Genomic DNA, 16,900 nt, shown 5'->3' with positions numbered 1-16,900 from the left:
TGCCCGCCCGCATTCGGGTCGGCAGGCGGGTACTGGGCTCCAGCGGCGTTGGGGTCCTGGGGGAAGGGCTGGGCGCCGCCGTCGGGTGGGAGCGGCAGGCCGGTGCCCGGGTCGATCGGGACGTAGGGCTGGCCGGAGTCGTCGGTGTCCTGGGGGAAGGGCTGGCCCGTGGCGGGGTCGATCGGCTGGTACTGCTGGCCGGGCGCGTTCTGGTCGGCCGGGTACGGCGGGAGCCGGTCGAGGGGAGGGGCCGCGTTGCCGTTGGCGTCGTACGGCGACTGCTGCGGCTGGTGCGGGGGCTGCTGGGGAACCTGGGACGGGTCGTAGCCGCCGGCCGCGTACGGGGGCGGCAGCATCCCGCCGTCGAACGGCTGCGGCATGGGCCCGCCCTCGTAGGGCGGGGGCTGCGGCGGGCCGAAGGTCTGGGGCGGGTAGCCGGTCTCGGGGGCCTGTTGGAACGAGGGAGGCGCAGCGAGCCAGGGGTTGGCGTTCTGCTCGGCCTGCTCGGGCTCCGCAGGCGGCTGGGCGGCGCCCTCGTCCGGTGGCGCGCTCTCCTGCTGCGCGCTCTCCTGCTGCGCGGAATCCTGCTGCGCACCCGGTTCGCCCTCGGCGGGCGGCCCCGTCGTGTCGCCGCTCATCGCGTCCAGAGAGGCCAGCCGCTCCTCCAGGGAACGCCCGTCGTGCTCGTTCCTTGCCACCGTTCTTCCCCCTCGGGCACGCCTCTGATGATCAACACGGAGCAGGTGGGCAAAATGGTCCCCGTGCAGGATACCCGTGCACCAATACCACGCATCCCACGCGGAGATCGACGTTGGGGCGGCCTCGACCGGGGGCCGGGCGGGGTGTTCGGCGCCGGTAGCGTGACGGACATGCATGCGATCGTTATCCGTGAGCCGGGGGACGCCGACGTCCTGGAGTGGACGCAGGTTCCGGATCCGGTGCCGAAACCCGGCGAGGTGCTGATCGAGGTGGCGGCGAGCGCGGTGAACCGCGCGGACGTCATGCAGCGCCTGGGCTTCTACCCGCCGCCGGAGGACGCTCCCCCGTATCCGGGGCTGGAGGTGTCCGGGCGGATCGCGGAGCTGGGCGCGGACGTGACGGGTTTCAGCGCCGGGGACGAGGTGTGCGCGCTGCTCAGCGGGGGAGGGTATGCCGAACGGGTCGCCGTACCCGCCGCGCAGGTGCTTCCGGTGCCGCGCGGGGTGGACGTCGTCGAGGCGGCCGGACTCCCGGAGGTCGCGTGCACGGTTTGGTCGAACGTCTTCATGCTCGCCGGGCTCGGCGAGGGGGAGACGCTCCTGGTCCACGGCGGCGGCAGCGGCATCGGGACCCTGGCGATCCAGCTCGCCAAGGCGCACGGCGCACGGGTGGTGACGACCGTGGGCAGCGCGGAGAAGGCGGCCCGCTGCCGCGACCTCGGCGCGGACGTGACGATCAACTACCGCGAGGAGGACTTCGTCGCAAGCGGCCCCTACGACGTGATCCTGGACCTGATCGGCGCGAAGTACCTGGCCCGCAACGTCGACGCGCTCGCCGTCGGCGGCAGGCTGATGGTGATCGGGCTGCAGGGCGGCGCGAAGGCGGAACTGGACATCGGCAAGCTGCTCCGCAAGCGGGCACTGGTGCACGCGACGACGCTGCGGGCCCGTCCGCCGGAGGAGAAGGCGGAGATCGTGGCCGGTGTCCGGGAGCATGTGTGGCCGCTGCTGGAGTCCGGAGACGTCCGCCCGGTCGTGGACCGGCGGATCCCGATGGCGGATGCGGCGAGCGCGCACCGGCTGCTCGAACAGAGCGTTCACGTCGGCAAGATTTTGCTGACAAGGTAAGGATATGGGTATGAACGAGCCTTCGAAGAACCAGTCTGAACAGGAACCCCAGGTGCTCGTGGTCGGCCCGAACGGCATCGCCTTCGAGGGCGGCGGTGAGGGCGAGTCCGAGGGCAAGTCGGTGACCGAGATGGTCGAGCAGCCCGCGAAGGTCATGCGGATCGGCGGGATGATCCGGCAGCTGCTGGAGGAGGTCAAGTCCGCCCCTCTGGACGAGGCGTCCCGGGCCCGGCTGCGGGAGATCCACAAGTCGTCCATCAAGGAACTGGAGGACGGTCTCGCGCCGGAGCTGGTCGAGGAGCTGGAGCGGCTGTCGCTGCCGTTCACCGAGGGGACGGTTCCGAGCGAGGCGGAGCTGCGGATCGCGCAGGCCCAGCTCGTCGGCTGGCTGGAAGGCCTGTTCCACGGGATCCAGACGACGCTGTTCGCGCAGCAGATGGCGGCGCGCGCCCAGCTTGAGCAGATGCGGCGCGCCCTGCCCGCCGGCATGATCCCGCCCGGCGCGGAGGAGGAGCAGCCCAAGCCCGGGCCGCGTTCGTCCGGCCCCTACCTGTAGGGCGCCGCGAGAACGGCCGCATCCCCGCGCGGGGTGCGGCCGTCGCGTCGTTACGGGAAGAGGCGTTCGATGACTTCGGCCACGCCGTCGTCGTCGTTGCGGGACGTCTTGTGGGTGACGGCGGCGAGCACGAGCGGGTGCGCGTTGGCGACGCCGTACGAGGTGCCCGCCCACGTGAGCATCGGCAGGTCGTTGGGCATGTCGCCGAAGGCGGTGACGGCGTCGGACGTGATGCCGTGCCGGGTGCACAGGGCGGCGAGGGCACTGGCCTTGGTGACGCCCTGCGCGCTCATCTCCAGCAGGCCCCGCCCGGACGAGTGGGTGACGGTGACGAGGTCGCCGACGGCCTCCACCGCCTTCTCCGTGAGCGAGTCGGGGTCGGCGTCCGGGTGGAACGCGAGCAGCTTGGTCCCCCGGTGGGTCACGAGTTCCTCGCTGCCCACGGGACGGCCGCCGAGGGCCTTGGCGTCCCAGCGGCCCAGGTTGTAGGTGTCCTCGAAGAAGAACCCGTCGGGGTGCTCGACGGCGAAACGCAGCTCGGGCGCGATGGAGCGGAGCCGCCCGACCGTCTCGGCGATCACGGGCGCCGGGATCTCCTCGGCCTTCAGGACGGTCTCGGTGTGCAGGTCGTACAGCACCGCTCCGTTGGCGCAGATCGCGACGCCGTGGTGGTCGACGGCCGCGGCGATCTCCTTCATCCAGCGCGGCGGCCGCCCGGTGACCATGACGAGCATCGCCCCGGCCCGCTCGACGCGGGCCAGGGCGGCGACGGTGCGGGCGGAGATCGTCCCATCGGAGCGCACGATCGTGCCGTCGAGGTCAGTGGCGATCACGCGCGGCGAGGAATGGGTCATGTCACCTTCCAGGGCATATGGCTCACACCATAAGCCACACCCCGGACACCCTGACCGCCGGGCGTCAACGCTTCACGGGCTCCAGGACGTCCATGCCGAGGAACTTCTGGAGCGCCTCCGGGACGCGGACGGTCCCGTCCGCCCGCTGGTGGTTCTCCAGGATCGCGACCATCCAGCGAGTGGTCGCCAGCGTCCCGTTCAGGGTCGCGACCGGCTGGTTCTTGCCGGCGGCGTCCTTGTGCCGCACCGCGAGGCGCCGCGCCTGGAACTCGGTGCAGTTCGACGTCGAGGTGACCTCGCGGTAGGTGTTCTGCGTCGGCACCCACGCCTCGCAGTCGAACTTGCGCGCCGCGCTGGAACCCAGGTCGCCCGCCGCCACGTCGATCACCCGGTACGGGATCTCGACCTTGGCGAGCATCTCCTTCTCCCACTCCAGCAGCCGCAGATGCTCGGCGTGCGCGTCGGCCGGGTCGCAGTAGGAGAACATCTCCACCTTGTCGAACTGGTGGACGCGGATGATGCCGCGGGTGTCCTTGCCGTACGAGCCCGCCTCGCGGCGGAAGCACGACGACCACGCCACGTACCGCCGCGGCAGCTCGTCGATGATCTCGTTCATGTGGTACGCGGCGAGCGGCACCTCCGACGTCCCGACGAGGTACAGGTCGTCGTCCGGGAGCCGGTACACCTCGGCGGCGTGCGCCCCGAGGAACCCGGTGCCCTCCATCGCCTCCGGCTTCACCAGCACCGGCGGGTACATCGGGACGAACCCGTTCGCGATGGCCGTCTCCATGGCGAGGTTGAGCAGCGCGTACTGCAGCCGCGCGCCCACGCCCGTCAGGTAGTAGAACCGCGCGCCCGACACCTTCGCGCCGCGCTCCATGTCGATGGCGCCGAGGCTCTCCCCCAGCTCCAGGTGGTCCTTGGGCTCGAAGTCGAACGTCGCCGGCTCGCCGACGTGCTCCAGGACGACGAAGTCCTGCTCGCCGCCGGGCGGGGCGCCGTCCTCGATGAGGTTCGGGACGCCCTTCAGCAGCGCGTCGAGCTCCTCGCCGAGCCGGTCGGCCTCCGCCTCGCGCTCCTTGACCTGCTGCGCCAGCTCCTTCGCGCGGGTCAGCAGCGCCTGCCGCTCGTCCCCCTGCGCCTTGGACACCGACTTGCCGAAACTCTTCTGCTCCGCCCTGAGCTGCTCGAACGACGTCAGCGCCGAGCGGCGCCTTTCGTCCACGTCCAGCAGCCGGCCGACGACGGCGTCATCCTCACCGCGGGCGCGCTGCGAGGCGCGCAGCCGCTCGGGATCCTCTCGAAGAGCTCGCAGGTCAATCACAGACCCGAGGCTACCGGCCCGGGCCCCTCCGCCGCGCGCGCATATCGCCGGTTCTAGTGGACGCCGCTCGCCAGCAGCGCGTGCGCGGGAAGCGCCACCTTGCCGTCCCCCACCGCGTAGGCGGAGATGATCCGGTCGTAGGCGTCCTTGATCCGCGCGACGGTCCCGGCGTCCTGCCGCCCGACGATGACGCCGTTGGTACCGACCCTGGACAGCGCGCCCGTCTCCCACCAGTCCTCGGCGTCGGCGACGTGCTCCCACGTCACCTCTTCGACGGCCACGTCGGTGAACCCGGCCTCCGCCACCAGCCGCCGGAACGCCACCGCCTCGCCGTACTCCATGAACGGCGGCTCCGGAATGTCGTCGGGCCACGGCACGCCCGCCTCCTCGATCGCCTCCCGGACGATCGCGAGGGCGCCGCTGCCCGGCATCACCCAGCAGCTCAGCGCCAGCCGCCCGCCCGGCCGCAGGACGCGCCGCAACTGCGCGAGCGCCCGGTCCGGCGCCCCGACGTGGTTGATGACGAAGTTGCCGGCGACGGCGTCGAACTCCCCGTCCCCGAACGGCACATCGGGCAGGATCGCGACGTGCGCGTCAAGGCCGGGGACGTTCCGCCGGGCGGTCTCGGCCATGTCCGGATCGGCGTCCATCGCCGACACGTCGGCGCCGCGCCGGGTCGCCTCGCGGGACACGAACCCCGGGCCCGTCCCCACGTCGAGGAACCGGCTCCCGTCCGCGACACCGGCGGCGTCCAGCAGCGGCCCGACCATGTAACGGGTGAGCCGGGCGAACCCCCGCTCGTACGCGGAGGCGCGCCCGGCCCACAGTTCCCGCTCGTAAAGATCGAAGTCCTTGGCCACCCACGCAGCCTACGTCAGCGCACGTCCACGTAGTCGGTCGGAAGGTTGGAGCCGAGGTAGGTGCCGTTGCCCCAGTACCTCCCCAGCCACGTCCCGTCCTGGGATGCCTTGAACTTCTTGCTGAACCACCCGTTGCTTCCGGTCTTTCCCGCGCCCATCCACGTCCACTTGGACGACCCGTTCGGCTTGAAGTAGATGTGGATGTTCACTCCGGGCGCCGGAATCCCTCCGGGCCTGAAGCGATGCAGCAGCCCGACGACTCTGATGTCCGCCCCCTTGGTCACCGGCTCCGGCGAAGCGTTGAAGGCGTAGAGGTACGTCCGGTACCCGACTTCGACGGTGTCGGTCGGAAGGTTGGAGCCGAGGTAGGTGTCGCTGCCCCAGTACCTCGCCAGCCACGTGCCGGTCTTGGACGCCGTGAACTTCTTGCTGAACCACCCGTTGCTCGCCGTCTTCGCCGCACCCATCCACGTCCACTCAGACGACCCGGTGGGCTGGAAGTAGATGTGGACGTTCGCCCCCGGCCCCGGAATACCCCCTTGGGCCGTGTAGCGGTACAGCAGCCCCTTGACCGTGACGTCGTGCCCCTTCGGCACCGGCTCCGGCGAGACGTCGTAGGAGTGGATGTGCGTCCGGTACTTGACGTCGACATGGTCGGAGCCGCTCACGGCCGGCAGGTACTCGGCGCTTCCCGCGTACCGGACGCGCCAGTAGCCGTCCTTCGTCGTCGCGTTCGTATGGATCTCGAAGGTCCCATCGGAGAACGTCTCCCTGGTCACCACGTGCGTCCAGGCTGTGCCGTTCGTGGAGAACTCCACGATCACGGGCACATTGCCCAGCCCGTAGGTCAGTCCGTTGAGATCGCCTACCAGGCGCCCTCTTATACGCAGGTAGCCGCCGTACTGGCCTGGTTCCGGGTCGGCGTTGACGGTGGTGAACCGCACGGCCTTCCGCACGTCCACCGTGCCCGCCGGCGCATTGCTACCGGTGAGGAACGCCGTGTCCTGGGCCACCACGGTCAAGGGACCGGACTCGTCGGGAACGGGCGACAACTGGAAGGTCCCGTCTTCAGCCGTGTATCCCGTCTTGAGCACCCTCTGCTTGGACGTCCCATAGTTCAGATGGGCGCGGACCGGAACACCGGCGGCGGGAACGAGACCCGCGGCCCCGTGCCGGAGAACCTTTCCCTGCACGGACACCTCGGTGCCCGTCGCGATGGGCTGCGGCGTCGTCATCCGCGCGGACGTCTCCGTCGCTTGCTTCACGATGGTGGGCGCACGGTGCGACGCGGCCGCTGCGCACAGCGTTCCCTGCTGCAGCATCCTGACGTGAAGGGGGTAGTGGCCGTCGATCGTGGTTCGGAACGACCCGTCCGTCCCCGTCGTCACATGCTGGCCTCTGCCCTGGACCACGGCGCCCGGCACCGGAACGGGCGCCACATCACGCGACTTCTGCACCATGACCCGGCCGCGGACGTCCACCTCGGGCCGGTCCTCGTCGATGACCTTGGGGCTGATCGTGACGTCGGTGATGGATGTCTCATAGCAGTCGACAAAACTCGTGAACCTCGTCACCGTCTCGCCGTCCGCAGAGGTGATCAGCAACTCGAGGGTGTTGGCGCCCGGGTGGGTCTCCACGTCCGGGTGGAACTGGGTCCGCCATGTGCCATCGTTCTCCGTCCCGTCAACGCGCTCGAACTGCAACGTGGTGTGCACCTCGCCCTGAGGGGAAGGATGTCGCACGTTAGCCCGGACGTCCGTGACGCCGCTCGCGGACTTGGCCGAGACCGACACGGTGGCCACGCGATCCGGGTCGAGCCGGTCGAAGGTCCCGGTCACCCGGATATTGGTGACGTCCGCGTGCGCTGTTGCGGGGACGTACAGGGCCGCCGCCACGAGGGCGGCGGTGACAAAGAGTGCTGATGCGGGGCGCAACGGAGGGCCTCTCCACTTGGGGGTGGTGTGGAGTTGACGCCCAAGATCGATTATTGGTTGACCGGCGAACCCGACCAGGTGGTCACATTTTGGTCACCGGGGAGTTCTCCGTCCCGGGGGGGCTGGTCAGGGATTGTTCTGGGGGACGGCGCAACCGTCGTCGGTGCAGGTGTCGGTGTCGTCGCCGATCGTGGTGAGTTTGGGGCGGGCGTCCGCCCAGGCTCGGTCGAGGACCTGCGTGAACGTCTCGGTGGGCTGGGCGCCTGAGACGCCGTAGCGGCCGTCGACGACGAAGAACGGGACGCCCGTCGCGCCGAGGTCGCGGGCCTCGCGCTGGTCGGCCTCCACTTCGGCCGTGAACTTCCCGGACGTGAGGGTCTCGCGCGCGGCGTCGGCGTCCAGCCCCGCCTCCTCGGCGACCTTCACCAGCGAGTCGCGGTCGAACACCGAGCGGCGGTCGGTGAAGTGCGCCTTGTAGAGGGCCTCCACGACCTCGTCCTGCACACCCTGCTCCGCTGCAAGGTGGACGAGACGGTGCGCGTCGGCAGTGTTGCCTGCCCGGCCGTCCTCCAAGTGGTATTCCAGGCCGACCCCGGCAGCGCGCTCCTCCATCTGCCGGTTCATCTCGACGGCCTGTTCACGCGACATGCCGTACTTGCCGGCGAGCATGTCGGCGACGTCTACGGTCTCGCCCTTGGGGAACGAAGGGTCGAGCTGGAACGCCCGGTACGCCACCTCGACCTGGTCGCGGTGCTCGAACCCGTCCAGCGCCTGCTCGAAATGCCGCTTCCCGATGTAGCACCAGGGGCAGATGACATCGGACCAGATCTCGACGCGCATGGCAGGGCACCTCTCTCAGACGGTTGAATCTTCTACAACACGTCCCAGCCCTGATCAATTTCCGGTTCAGGCGCTGTCGGCCGAATTCAGCGGACGTCGACGTAGTCGGTCGGCAGGTTGGAGCCGGCGTAGGTGGCATTGCCCCAGTACCGCGCCAGCCACGTCCCATCCTGGGTCGCCTTGAACCTCCGGCTGAACGATCCGTTGCTCGCCGTCTTCGCCGCACCCATCCACGTCCACGTCGACGACCCCCTCGGCTTGAAATAGACGTGGATGTTCACCCCCGGCCCCGGGAGCTCTTGAGGCATGTACCGGTACAGCACGCCCCTGACCGTGAGGTACGCCCCCTTACGCACAGGCTCCGGCCATACCTGGTAGGCGTCGATGGACGTCCGGTACCCGACGTCGACGTAGTCGGTCGGCAGGTTGGAGCCGGCGTAGGTGGCATTGCCCCAGTACCGCGCCAGCCACGTCCCGTCCTGGGAAGCCTTGAACCTCCGGCTGAACCACCCGTTGCTCGCCGTCTTCGCCGCACCCATCCACGTCCACTTCGACGACCCGCTGGGCTTGAAGTACATGTGGATGTTCACCCCCGGCCCCGGAATACCGCCTTGGGGCATGTAGCGGAACAACTGCCCCTTGACCGTGACGTACGCGCCCTTCCGAACCGGCTCCGGCGAGACGTTGTAGTACTGGATGTGCGTCCGGTACTTGACGTCGACATAGTCGGAACCGCTCACGGCCGGCATGTACTCGGTGTTGCCCGGGTACCGGACGCGCCAGTAGCCGTCCTCCGTCTCGATCGCCGTCATGCTAAAGGTCCCGTCGGCGGAGGTTTCACCAGACGCCGCGCGCGTCCAACTCGTGCCGTCCGGGGAGAACTCCACGAATACGCGCACACGAGCCAGTCCGTAGGTCACACCATCGAGATCGCCTACCAGGCGCCCTTTGAGTTGCCTCCAGCCGTCCCACCAACTCGGCTCTGGGCCCGCGTCGAAGTCGGTGAACCGCACGGCCTTCCGGACGTCCGCGGTGCCTGCCAGCGTATGGCTGCCGGCCAGGAACGCCGTGCCCGCATGAGCGGTTGCGGGGACGTACAGGGTCGCCGCTGCGAGGGCGGCGGAGACGAAGAGGGCAGACGAGGGGCGCAACGGAGGACCTCTCCACTTGGGGGTGGTGTGGAGATGACGTCCAAGATCGAGAATCGGTTGACCGGCGGACCCGACCAGGTGGTCACATTTTGGTCACCGGGGACACGCGGCGCGCTTGGCCGTCAGACGCGGCCGGTGCGGATGTCGTCCAGCCAGGCGGTGGCCTCGGCGAACGCGTCGTCATGGGTGCCGCGGCGGATCTCGGGGCGGATCTGGTCGGCGCGGGGGTAGGAGCCGACAAAGCGGAGGTCGGAGCAGACGCGGCGCAGCCCCATCAGGGCTTCGCCGACGCGGGCGTCCGCGACGTGGCCTTCGAAGTCCATCCAGAACAGGTAGGAGCCGAGACCCGCGCCGGTGGGGCGGGACTGGATCAGGGTGAGGTTGATGCCGCGCACGGAGAACTCGGTGAGGATCTCCAGCAGCGCGCCCGGGTGGTCTTCGCCGATGAACGCGACGACGGTCGTCTTGTCCATGCCCGTCGGGGCGGGCGGTGTGCAGGGACGGTGCAGGACGACGAAGCGGGTGACGGCGTCGGCGACGTCGTGGATGTCCTCGGCGAGGACGGACAGGCCGTAGCGGGGCGCGGCGAACGAGCCGGCGAGGGCCGCGTCGTAGTGGCCGTCGGCGACGTGCTGGGCGGCCTCGGCGTTGGACGTCGCGGCGCGCCACTCGGCGTCCGGGACGTTCTCCAGCAGCCAGCGGCGGCACTGCGGCTGCGCGATCGGGTGGGACGCGACGGTCTTGATGTCGGCCATCGCGGTGCCGGGCCGGACGAGCAGCGCGAACGAGACCGGCAGGTGGATCTCGCCGACGATCTGGAGGGCCTCGCCGGTGGCCAGTTCGTCCAGCGTGGTCGGGACGGAACCCTCGACGGAGTTCTCCAGAGCCACGACGGCGGTGTCGGCCTCCCCGCGGCGCAGGGCCTCCAGCGCGGCCGGGACGGTCGAGTACGGGACGTGCTCGGCCGCGGCGGCGTCCGGGAGGGTCAGCAGCGCGGCCTCGGTGAACGTGCCCCGCGGACCCAGGTAGGCGTAGCGCGCTTGCCTGCTGTCTGCGGTCACGGGGTCCCCCGGTACTTGGTCACTGGTGCGTGTGTCACTGATGCGTGTGTCACTGGTGAGCGGAATGCGCCTCAAGGCTACCGCCCGGCCGGTAAAGGCCGTCCGGCCGGTGACGACCGGCCACCGGATCAGGCGCGGGGCGCTTCAGGCGCGTGCGGAGGTGCGGTCGCCGTTGCCGAAGTCGGCGAGCGGGTCGTCCATCGACACGACGGGGCCTTTGCCGAGCTTGGCCGCGCGCAGGGCCTGGTTCTCCTCGGGGGAGAGCATCTCGACGGGATGGCCGCCCTGGACGGCCTTGGCGTAGGTCCGCGTCTCGGTCCGCCCGTTGATGGAGCTGACGACGATCCCGTCCCCGACCGCGTTGATGAGGGCGAGCGAGAAGGACCGGTGTCCCGACATCTCCTTGAGGGCGTCGTAGTGGACGATGGCGAGGTCGCGCATGGCGCGCTCGTCCACCGACCCGCTGGCGACCTGGAGCTGGCGCCTGAGCATTTCCCCGCACTCGTCGACGACCTGGTTCACCCGGTTGTGGGCGACCACCGCGATGGACAGGCCCGCAACCCCCGCGACCAGGCCGGCGACGGCCACCGCGACAAGCATCACGGGCCGAGCGTACCCACCCTGACCTCGTGTCGCGAAGAATCCTCGTGATCGACTTGCGGCGGGGGCCGTTTCACGAGCCAGGTTCCGAGCGCGAGAATCGAGACGAGGGCGGCGATCCCGAACGAGTCGCGGAGGAATTGGCCCACGAAAACCGAGACCACGGAGTGATCCGGGCCGATCATGGCGCGCGCCCACCACGGGACCGGGAACAGGAACAGCAGCCACAGGGCGAACGCGAAAAGACATCTTCGCGTGTCTCGGCCATCACCGACCAAAGCGGCGATCACGGCGATCATCCAGACGAGATGGTGGATCCAACCCACAGGGGACAGCACGACGGACAGGAGCCCGACGATCGCGACCGAGGCGAGGAGCAGGCTCGCGGAGTCGGCCCCGGTCCGGAGATCGGCGGCCTCGGACGTGCGGCGGGCCCACAGGAAGCCGTAGTAAGCGACGATCAGCGCGAGGGCGAGCCACGCGAGCGTGCGGGCGGGTCCCTCGTCCAGGATCCGCGCGACGATGCCGTGGACGGCCTGGTTCGTCGTGCCGTCGACCGCGCCCGTCCGGTCGCCGCCCTGCAGCAGCACGCGGAACCAGTAGTCGGACGAGTCGGACGGCAGCAGCGCGAACCCGCCGAGGGTCGCCGCCGCGGCCGTGAGCAGCGCGTTGCCCAGCGCGTCCCGCCGCCCGGTGATCAGGAACCAGATGAGGAAGACGCCCGGCACCAGCTTGATCGCGACGGCGAGGCCGACGAGCATCCCGCGCGGCCAGCGGGCCGTGCGGGCACAGCAGTCGGCCAGGCACATGGCGAGGAGGAACAGCCCGACCTGCCCGAAGCGGAACTGGTCCCGGACGGGTTCCAGCCACGTCATCGCGGCGACCAGGACGCCCGCGGCGAGCGGGGCCCAGCGTCCGAACCGGCGGATGACGTCGCGGAACGCGAAGCAGACCGCGACCACCAGCGCCGCGTAGACGAGGCCCGTCCACACCAGTTGCGCGGCGCGCCAGGGGAGCAGGGTGAACGGGACGGCCAGGACGGCGGCGAACGGCGGATACGTGAACGGGAGGAACTGCGGCGGCTGCGTCAGGACCTCGTACAGCGGCGCACCGCGCAGGATGGCGCGTCCGCCGTCCCGGTACACCTCCAGGTCGACGAGCCGCTGGTCGGGCTCGTTGCCGAGCCAGCGGGTGACGACCGGTGTGACCGCCACCACGGCGACGGCGACGCCCGCCAGGAGGATCAGCAGATCGGCCCGCGCCCACCGCCGCCCGGCGGGGACGGGCTGGGGCTCGGCCCCGTCACGGGCTTCGCTCACGACCTGCGCCTTGGGACCGTCCACAGCCCGCAGGATATGGCCCCTCGGGGGCGGTATGGCTCTTGTAACCTGAGCGCCATGACTTCGCGGGGAGCAAAGATCGCCATGTTCCTCGCGACCCTCGTCACGGCGCTGGCGGGGTTCTCCGCGTTGTCTCCGGCCCACGGCGAGACCGCGGCCGCTCAGGCGGCGTCCCCGCAGGCCGCGTCTCCGCAGGCCGCGTCGGCCATCAACGGCAGGGTCGTGATCATCGGGATCCCGGGGCTGCTGTGGAGCGACGTCGGCCGGGAGAACACGCCCGCGCTGTGGGAGCTGACCGCGCAGGGCTCCGCCGCGAGCCTGTCCGTCCGCACGACCCGGGTCAACACGTGCCCGACGGACGCCTGGCTGACGCTGTCGGCGGGGCAGCGGTCCCGGCTGCCGCACGGCGACTGCGCGCTCCCGGCCGCCCCGATCCTGTCCGGGCAGGACTCCCCCACGGGCCCGCCGCCCGAGGGCGGCGCCATCGCCCCCGGCTGGCCGGCGATCAAGAGCGACAACGCCGACACCAGCTACCACGCCCAGATCGGCCTGCTCGGCGACGCGGTGAAGGCGGCGGGCGGCTGCACGACGGCGGTCGGGCCCGGGGCGGTGTTCGGGCTCGGCAACGGCGGCGGGCGGGTCGACCACTACGTCCCGTCCCCCGGCAAGGCGACCGCCGCCGACTGGGCCCGCTGCCCCCTCACCGCGGTCGACGTGGACGACCTGTTCCGCGCCTACATCGACGCGGGAGTCGACCCGGACGGCGAGCAGATCCCCCTGTCGGACCGCGCGCGCGGCGACGCCGCGGCCGCCGCCGACCTGCGCGTCTCGCAGGTCTTGCAGGGCCTCCCCGCGGGGACGACGGTCCTGCTCGCCGGGCTGTCCGACATCGGTGTCGACCCGCACCTGCGCGTCGCCATCGCCAAGGGCGAGGGCGGCGAGGACCTGACCTACGGCCCCGGGTACATGACGTCCACCGCCACCCGGCAGGACGGCCTGGTCACGCTCACCGACCTCACCGCGACGACGATGAAGCTCCTCGGGCTGCCGCAGCCGAAGCAGGCCGTCGGGTCGGTCTGGCAGCCGCAGCCGTCGGGCGACGAGACCACGACCGAACGCGTGGAGTCGCTTGAGGACTCCGACGTCGCGGCGCAGGGCATCCGGACGGTCCAGACGTCGTTCTACTGGGTGCTGTTCGCGACGCAGCTCGTCCTGTACGGGATCGCGGCGCTCGCGCTGCGGCGCCTCGGCGGCGACCGCAGGTCACGGGCGCGGATACTCGGCGGTACCCGCGTGATAGCGCTGCTCGGCGGGGCGGCGCCGGCCGCGTCGTTCCTCGCCGGGCTGCTGCCGTGGTGGCGGGCCGCGCATCCGACCCCGGTGCTGATCTGTACGGTGCTCGGCTTCGCCGGGCTGCTGACCGGCCTGGCGCTCGCGGGTCCGTGGCGCCGGTCCTCGTTCGCGCCCGGGCTGGTGATCACCGGGATCACCGCCGGCGTCCTCGCGCTGGACGTCATGACCGGGTCGAACCTCCAGCTCAACACGCTGATGGGGTACACCGCGCTGGTCGCGGGGCGCTTCTACGGGTTCGGCAACCAGGCGTTCTCACTGTTCGCCGTCGCCTCGATCCTGACGGCGGGGTGGCTGGCGGAGTACCCGCTGCGCGCGGGCCGCAAGAAGCTGGCGCTCGGGATCGTCGTGGTGATCGGGGCGTTCGCGGTCGCGGTCGACGGGCTCCCCGCGTGGGGCAGCGACTTCGGCGGCGTGCTGGCGATGGTGCCGGCGTTCGCGATGCTCGGCCTGATGGTGACGGGGCGGCGCGTCTCGGTGCTCAAGCTCGCGGTGTTCGGCGTGGGCGGCGCGGTGCTCGTGCTGTTCATCTCCTTCCTGAACTCCAGAAGCGAGAACCCGACGCACCTCGGCCGGTTCTGGCAGGACCTCATGGACGGCGAGGCCTGGGGCATCGTCACCCGCAAGTTCGACGCCATGGTGAACAGCCTCGGGTACTGGCCGTACACGCTCGCGGTCGCCGCGGCGGTCGTGTTCCTGTTCTTCGTGCTGGCGCGCCCGACGCGGTGGCACGTGTCGCTGCTGCAGCGCGCCTACGAGCACAGCCTGACGATGCGCCCGGCGCTGATCTGCGCGCTGGCCGTCGGCGTCATCGGCATGCTGGTGAACGACTCGGGCGTGGTGATCCTGTCGGTGGCGTTCAGCCTGTCGACTCCGCTGATGCTCGCCGCGGGCGTCCGGTCGCTGGAGATCGACCTGAGAAACGAAGACTCTGCACCACCAGAATCGTCAGAACCGCGACCAGAGTCCACGGGATCACCGTCGGCCGAACGACGGTGAACAGCCACGACAGGTCGTCCGGCAGCATGATCCGGGCGGGGGCGCGGGCCGGGAGGTAGGCGAGGCTGAGCGCGGCGGTGTGGGCGAGCAGTATCCAGTCGACGCGCGTCCAGGGGAGCAGGGCCAGCAGCGCCCAGCCGAACCCGTCGTACCAGGGCAGCGCGTAGGGGGCGGCGAGGAGCCAGGCGAGGACGAACGCCGCCGCGATACGGCGGTTCTCGCCGTCCGGTGCGACCGCGTCTTCGTACAGCGCGTCCTTGGGCGGCGCGTCCTTCAAGAGCGGGTCTTTCGGAAGCGTGCGGGCCAGCAGCACGAACAGCACGAGGCCGAGCAGCAGCGCGCCCGCCTTGATGACGTCGCGCTGCGAGCCGCGTCCGAGCGACTCGTCCAGCAGATGCCAGGGGGTGGCGAACGAGACCATGTCGCTCGCCTCCCGGACCTGGTCGAGCGCGTGCGGCCCGGCGAGCAGGTAGGAGACCGCCGTGACGGCTCCGGCGCCGCCGGCCAGCGCGGCGAGGCGGGCGGCCGGACGCCACGCACGCCGCGTCCACGCCTCGCGGAGCAGGACCCAGGCGGGCCCGCCGGCGACGAGCGCGGCGGGCAGCTTGACCGCCGTGCCGGCCCCGGCCAGGGCGCCCGCGGCGAGCGTGCGAAGCCATCCGCCGCGCGCCCGTCCACGGCGTGCCCGGCCGCCGAGGACGGCGAGCGCCGCGACCATCGGCGCGATCGCGAGGACGTCGTTGTGCGCGCCCGCGACCAGGTGGAACAGCACCAGCGGGTTGCACGTCCACAGCAGCACCGTGCGGAGCCGCCGTTCCTCGCTCCCGGCCGTCCGGTACAGGATCAGCGCGGTCGCCGCGAACGCGAGCACGTTGAACGCCGACAGGACGAACACGGTCAGCCGCACCGACCCGCCGCCGATCCACGCGGCGAGCGCCTGCTCCCCCGTGGCGATCGGCCCGTACACCGACGGTGTCGTGCGCCATTCCTCGGGCGCCCCGGCGACCGGGTCGTGCGGCAGCTCGGCGGCGCTGGTGGCGTACGGGTCGTGGCCCGTCGCCGCCATCCGCCCGTAGGAGGCGTAGTTCAGGTGGTCGGTGGACCCGACCGGCGGCATCATCATGAACGCGACCGCCGTGAGCAGCCCGGCCAGCAGCAGCGGCAGCGCCCGGACGCGCCAGCCCCTCCGGACGGCGGCGAAGCACATCCCGAGCCCCGCGGCGCCCGCGACGATGCCCGCGACGACGAGGCCGATCACCAGGTACGGCGACGGGTGGGCGGTCAGCGAGTACGGCGGCTCACCCGGCGCGCCCTCCAGCGCGGGCTGGAAGACGGACGGGCCCAGCAGCGCGGTGACGAGGAAGCACGCGACGGCGACTCCGATGCCGCACAGCCCGCCCGTCCCGAGACGGGTCATGGGCGGCTGCCGCGCAGGCGGTCCACGCGGCGGGCCACGGCCGGTTCGCGCACGGCGAGGGCTCTGGCCACGTCCCGGAACTGCCGGGCGCGGTGCAACTGGGCGCGCCAGTCCGTCCCGGTGGCGCGGTGCGCGAGCGGGACCTCCACTTCCTTCACCCGGAACCCCTTGCGGAGGAGGTCGATGGTGAGCGCGGTCTCCACCCCGAACCCGGCGGCCAGCGGCAGCGCGGCGTCGAACGCGGCGCGGGTCAGGCAGCGCTGCCCGTTGAGGGGGGCGGTGGCCTCCCAGCCGGTGGCGCGGCGGATCCCGTCGCGGGACAGCCGGACGACGAACCCGTGCCCGCCGAGCTTCACCGTCGTGGTGAACACCGCGATCGTCATGTCGGCGTCACCGGCGCGCACCGGCTCGGTGAGCGGCGCTGCCTCCCGGGCGGTGCCGGCGAGGTCGGCGTCCAGGAACAGCAGGTGGCGCGGTTGGTCGCGTCCGTCGTCGAGCAGCCGGACGGCCTCGGCGCCGCTTTCCATCGCGGCGCCCTTGCCCCGGTTGCGGCTGTGCCGGACGACCCGGGCCCCGGCGTCGCGGGCGACCCGCCCGGTGCCGTCGGACGAGCCGTCGTCGACCACCACGACCAGGTCGGCGCCGGGAAGTTCCTGGGCGGCCTTGACGGTGGCCGCGATGCGGTCGGCTTCGTCCTTGGCCGGGATGATCACCGCTACGTCCTGCATATCCGCGATCGTAGTCGGGGACGGGCGCGCGGCGGGGAATGCCGGAGGGAACGCCCCGGC

13 protein-coding genes and 1 pseudogene are annotated in these 16,900 nt (G+C 71.2%); 3 read left to right on the top strand and 11 right to left on the bottom strand.

What is annotated here, in order from left to right:
• Positions 1 to 869 precede the first annotated feature (869 nt).
• A complete protein-coding gene (locus AB0C35_RS12120; RefSeq protein ID WP_358453653.1) occupies positions 870 to 1,826 on the top strand; it encodes an NAD(P)H-quinone oxidoreductase in 957 nt (318 codons plus the stop codon).
• 10 nt (positions 1,827 to 1,836) lie between these two features.
• Positions 1,837 to 2,382 carry a bacterial proteasome activator family protein gene (locus AB0C35_RS12115; RefSeq protein WP_358453650.1) on the top strand — a complete coding sequence of 182 codons (546 nt, stop codon included), beginning with the start codon at positions 1,837 to 1,839 and terminating at the stop codon, positions 2,380 to 2,382.
• Between the two features lie 50 nt (positions 2,383 to 2,432).
• Here the strand turns inward: AB0C35_RS12115 and AB0C35_RS12110 are convergent, their stop codons facing one another.
• From AB0C35_RS12110 to AB0C35_RS12070, 9 genes are all read right to left on the bottom strand, one after another.
• Positions 2,433 to 3,236, bottom strand: a complete 804-nt coding sequence (locus AB0C35_RS12110) for a Cof-type HAD-IIB family hydrolase (protein WP_358453647.1) — start codon at positions 3,234 to 3,236, stop codon at positions 2,433 to 2,435.
• 64 nt (positions 3,237 to 3,300) lie between these two features.
• Positions 3,301 to 4,560, bottom strand: coding sequence for a serine--tRNA ligase (gene serS, locus AB0C35_RS12105; protein ID WP_358453644.1), 1,260 nt, complete (start codon positions 4,558 to 4,560; stop codon positions 3,301 to 3,303).
• 53 nt (positions 4,561 to 4,613) lie between these two features.
• Entirely contained in the window at positions 4,614 to 5,420 is an 807-nt protein-coding gene (locus AB0C35_RS12100; RefSeq protein WP_358453641.1) for a methyltransferase domain-containing protein, read from the bottom strand.
• A gap of 14 nt (positions 5,421 to 5,434) precedes the next feature.
• Complete coding sequence (locus AB0C35_RS12095; protein WP_358453638.1) at positions 5,435 to 7,354, bottom strand: hypothetical protein; 1,920 nt, start codon at positions 7,352 to 7,354, stop codon at positions 5,435 to 5,437.
• Positions 7,355 to 7,480: 126 nt separating this feature from the next.
• Complete coding sequence (locus AB0C35_RS12090) at positions 7,481 to 8,194, bottom strand: DsbA family oxidoreductase (protein ID WP_358453635.1); 714 nt, start codon at positions 8,192 to 8,194, stop codon at positions 7,481 to 7,483.
• Positions 8,195 to 8,280: 86 nt separating this feature from the next.
• Complete coding sequence (locus AB0C35_RS12085; RefSeq protein ID WP_358453633.1) at positions 8,281 to 9,345, bottom strand: hypothetical protein; 1,065 nt, start codon at positions 9,343 to 9,345, stop codon at positions 8,281 to 8,283.
• 122 nt (positions 9,346 to 9,467) lie between these two features.
• Positions 9,468 to 10,406, bottom strand: a complete 939-nt coding sequence (gene pheA, locus AB0C35_RS12080; RefSeq protein ID WP_358453631.1) for a prephenate dehydratase — start codon at positions 10,404 to 10,406, stop codon at positions 9,468 to 9,470.
• A 144-nt stretch (positions 10,407 to 10,550) separates the two neighbouring features.
• Positions 10,551 to 11,006, bottom strand: coding sequence for a DUF4446 family protein (locus tag AB0C35_RS12075; RefSeq protein WP_358453718.1), 456 nt, complete (start codon positions 11,004 to 11,006; stop codon positions 10,551 to 10,553).
• Positions 11,006 to 12,349: a glycosyltransferase 87 family protein gene (locus tag AB0C35_RS12070; protein ID WP_358453629.1), complete on the bottom strand. Its 1,344-nt coding sequence runs from the start codon at positions 12,347 to 12,349 to the stop codon at positions 11,006 to 11,008. The genes AB0C35_RS12075 and AB0C35_RS12070 overlap by 1 nt, the downstream gene beginning before the upstream one ends.
• A 54-nt stretch (positions 12,350 to 12,403) precedes the next feature.
• Between AB0C35_RS12070 and AB0C35_RS12065 the strand changes: the two genes are divergently transcribed.
• Positions 12,404 to 14,695, top strand: coding sequence for a hypothetical protein (locus tag AB0C35_RS12065; RefSeq protein ID WP_358453627.1), 2,292 nt, complete (start codon positions 12,404 to 12,406; stop codon positions 14,693 to 14,695).
• Between the two features lie 526 nt (positions 14,696 to 15,221).
• Here the strand turns inward: AB0C35_RS12065 and mptB are convergent.
• Positions 15,222 to 15,815, bottom strand: a pseudogene (gene mptB / locus AB0C35_RS12060) (polyprenol phosphomannose-dependent alpha 1,6 mannosyltransferase MptB); the annotation flags it as partial.
• 293 nt (positions 15,816 to 16,108) lie between these two features.
• On the bottom strand, positions 16,109 to 16,840 hold the full coding sequence (locus AB0C35_RS12055) for a glycosyltransferase family 2 protein (RefSeq protein WP_358453625.1): 732 nt from the start codon (positions 16,838 to 16,840) through the stop codon (positions 16,109 to 16,111).
• Positions 16,841 to 16,900 lie beyond the last annotated feature (60 nt).

Source organism: Spirillospora sp. NPDC048819 (assembly GCF_040650055.1).
Taxonomy (GTDB): Bacteria; Actinomycetota; Actinomycetes; order Streptosporangiales; family Streptosporangiaceae; genus Spirillospora.
The sequence above is the reverse complement of the archived record's forward strand: the minus strand, read 5'-3'. Positions and strand labels throughout refer to the sequence as shown.

Coding starts and splice junctions, on each gene's coding strand:
- AB0C35_RS12055 (WP_358453625.1), bottom strand. CDS start 16,840: ATGCAGGACGTAGCGGTGATCATCCCGGCCAAGGACGAAGCCGACCGC.
- AB0C35_RS12120 (WP_358453653.1), top strand. CDS start 870: ATGCATGCGATCGTTATCCGTGAGCCGGGGGACGCCGACGTCCTGGAG.
- AB0C35_RS12075 (WP_358453718.1), bottom strand. CDS start 11,006: ATGCTTGTCGCGGTGGCCGTCGCCGGCCTGGTCGCGGGGGTTGCGGGC.
- AB0C35_RS12115 (WP_358453650.1), top strand. CDS start 1,837: ATGAACGAGCCTTCGAAGAACCAGTCTGAACAGGAACCCCAGGTGCTC.
- AB0C35_RS12065 (WP_358453627.1), top strand. CDS start 12,404: ATGACTTCGCGGGGAGCAAAGATCGCCATGTTCCTCGCGACCCTCGTC.
- AB0C35_RS12090 (WP_358453635.1), bottom strand. CDS start 8,194: ATGCGCGTCGAGATCTGGTCCGATGTCATCTGCCCCTGGTGCTACATC.
- AB0C35_RS12110 (WP_358453647.1), bottom strand. CDS start 3,236: ATGACCCATTCCTCGCCGCGCGTGATCGCCACTGACCTCGACGGCACG.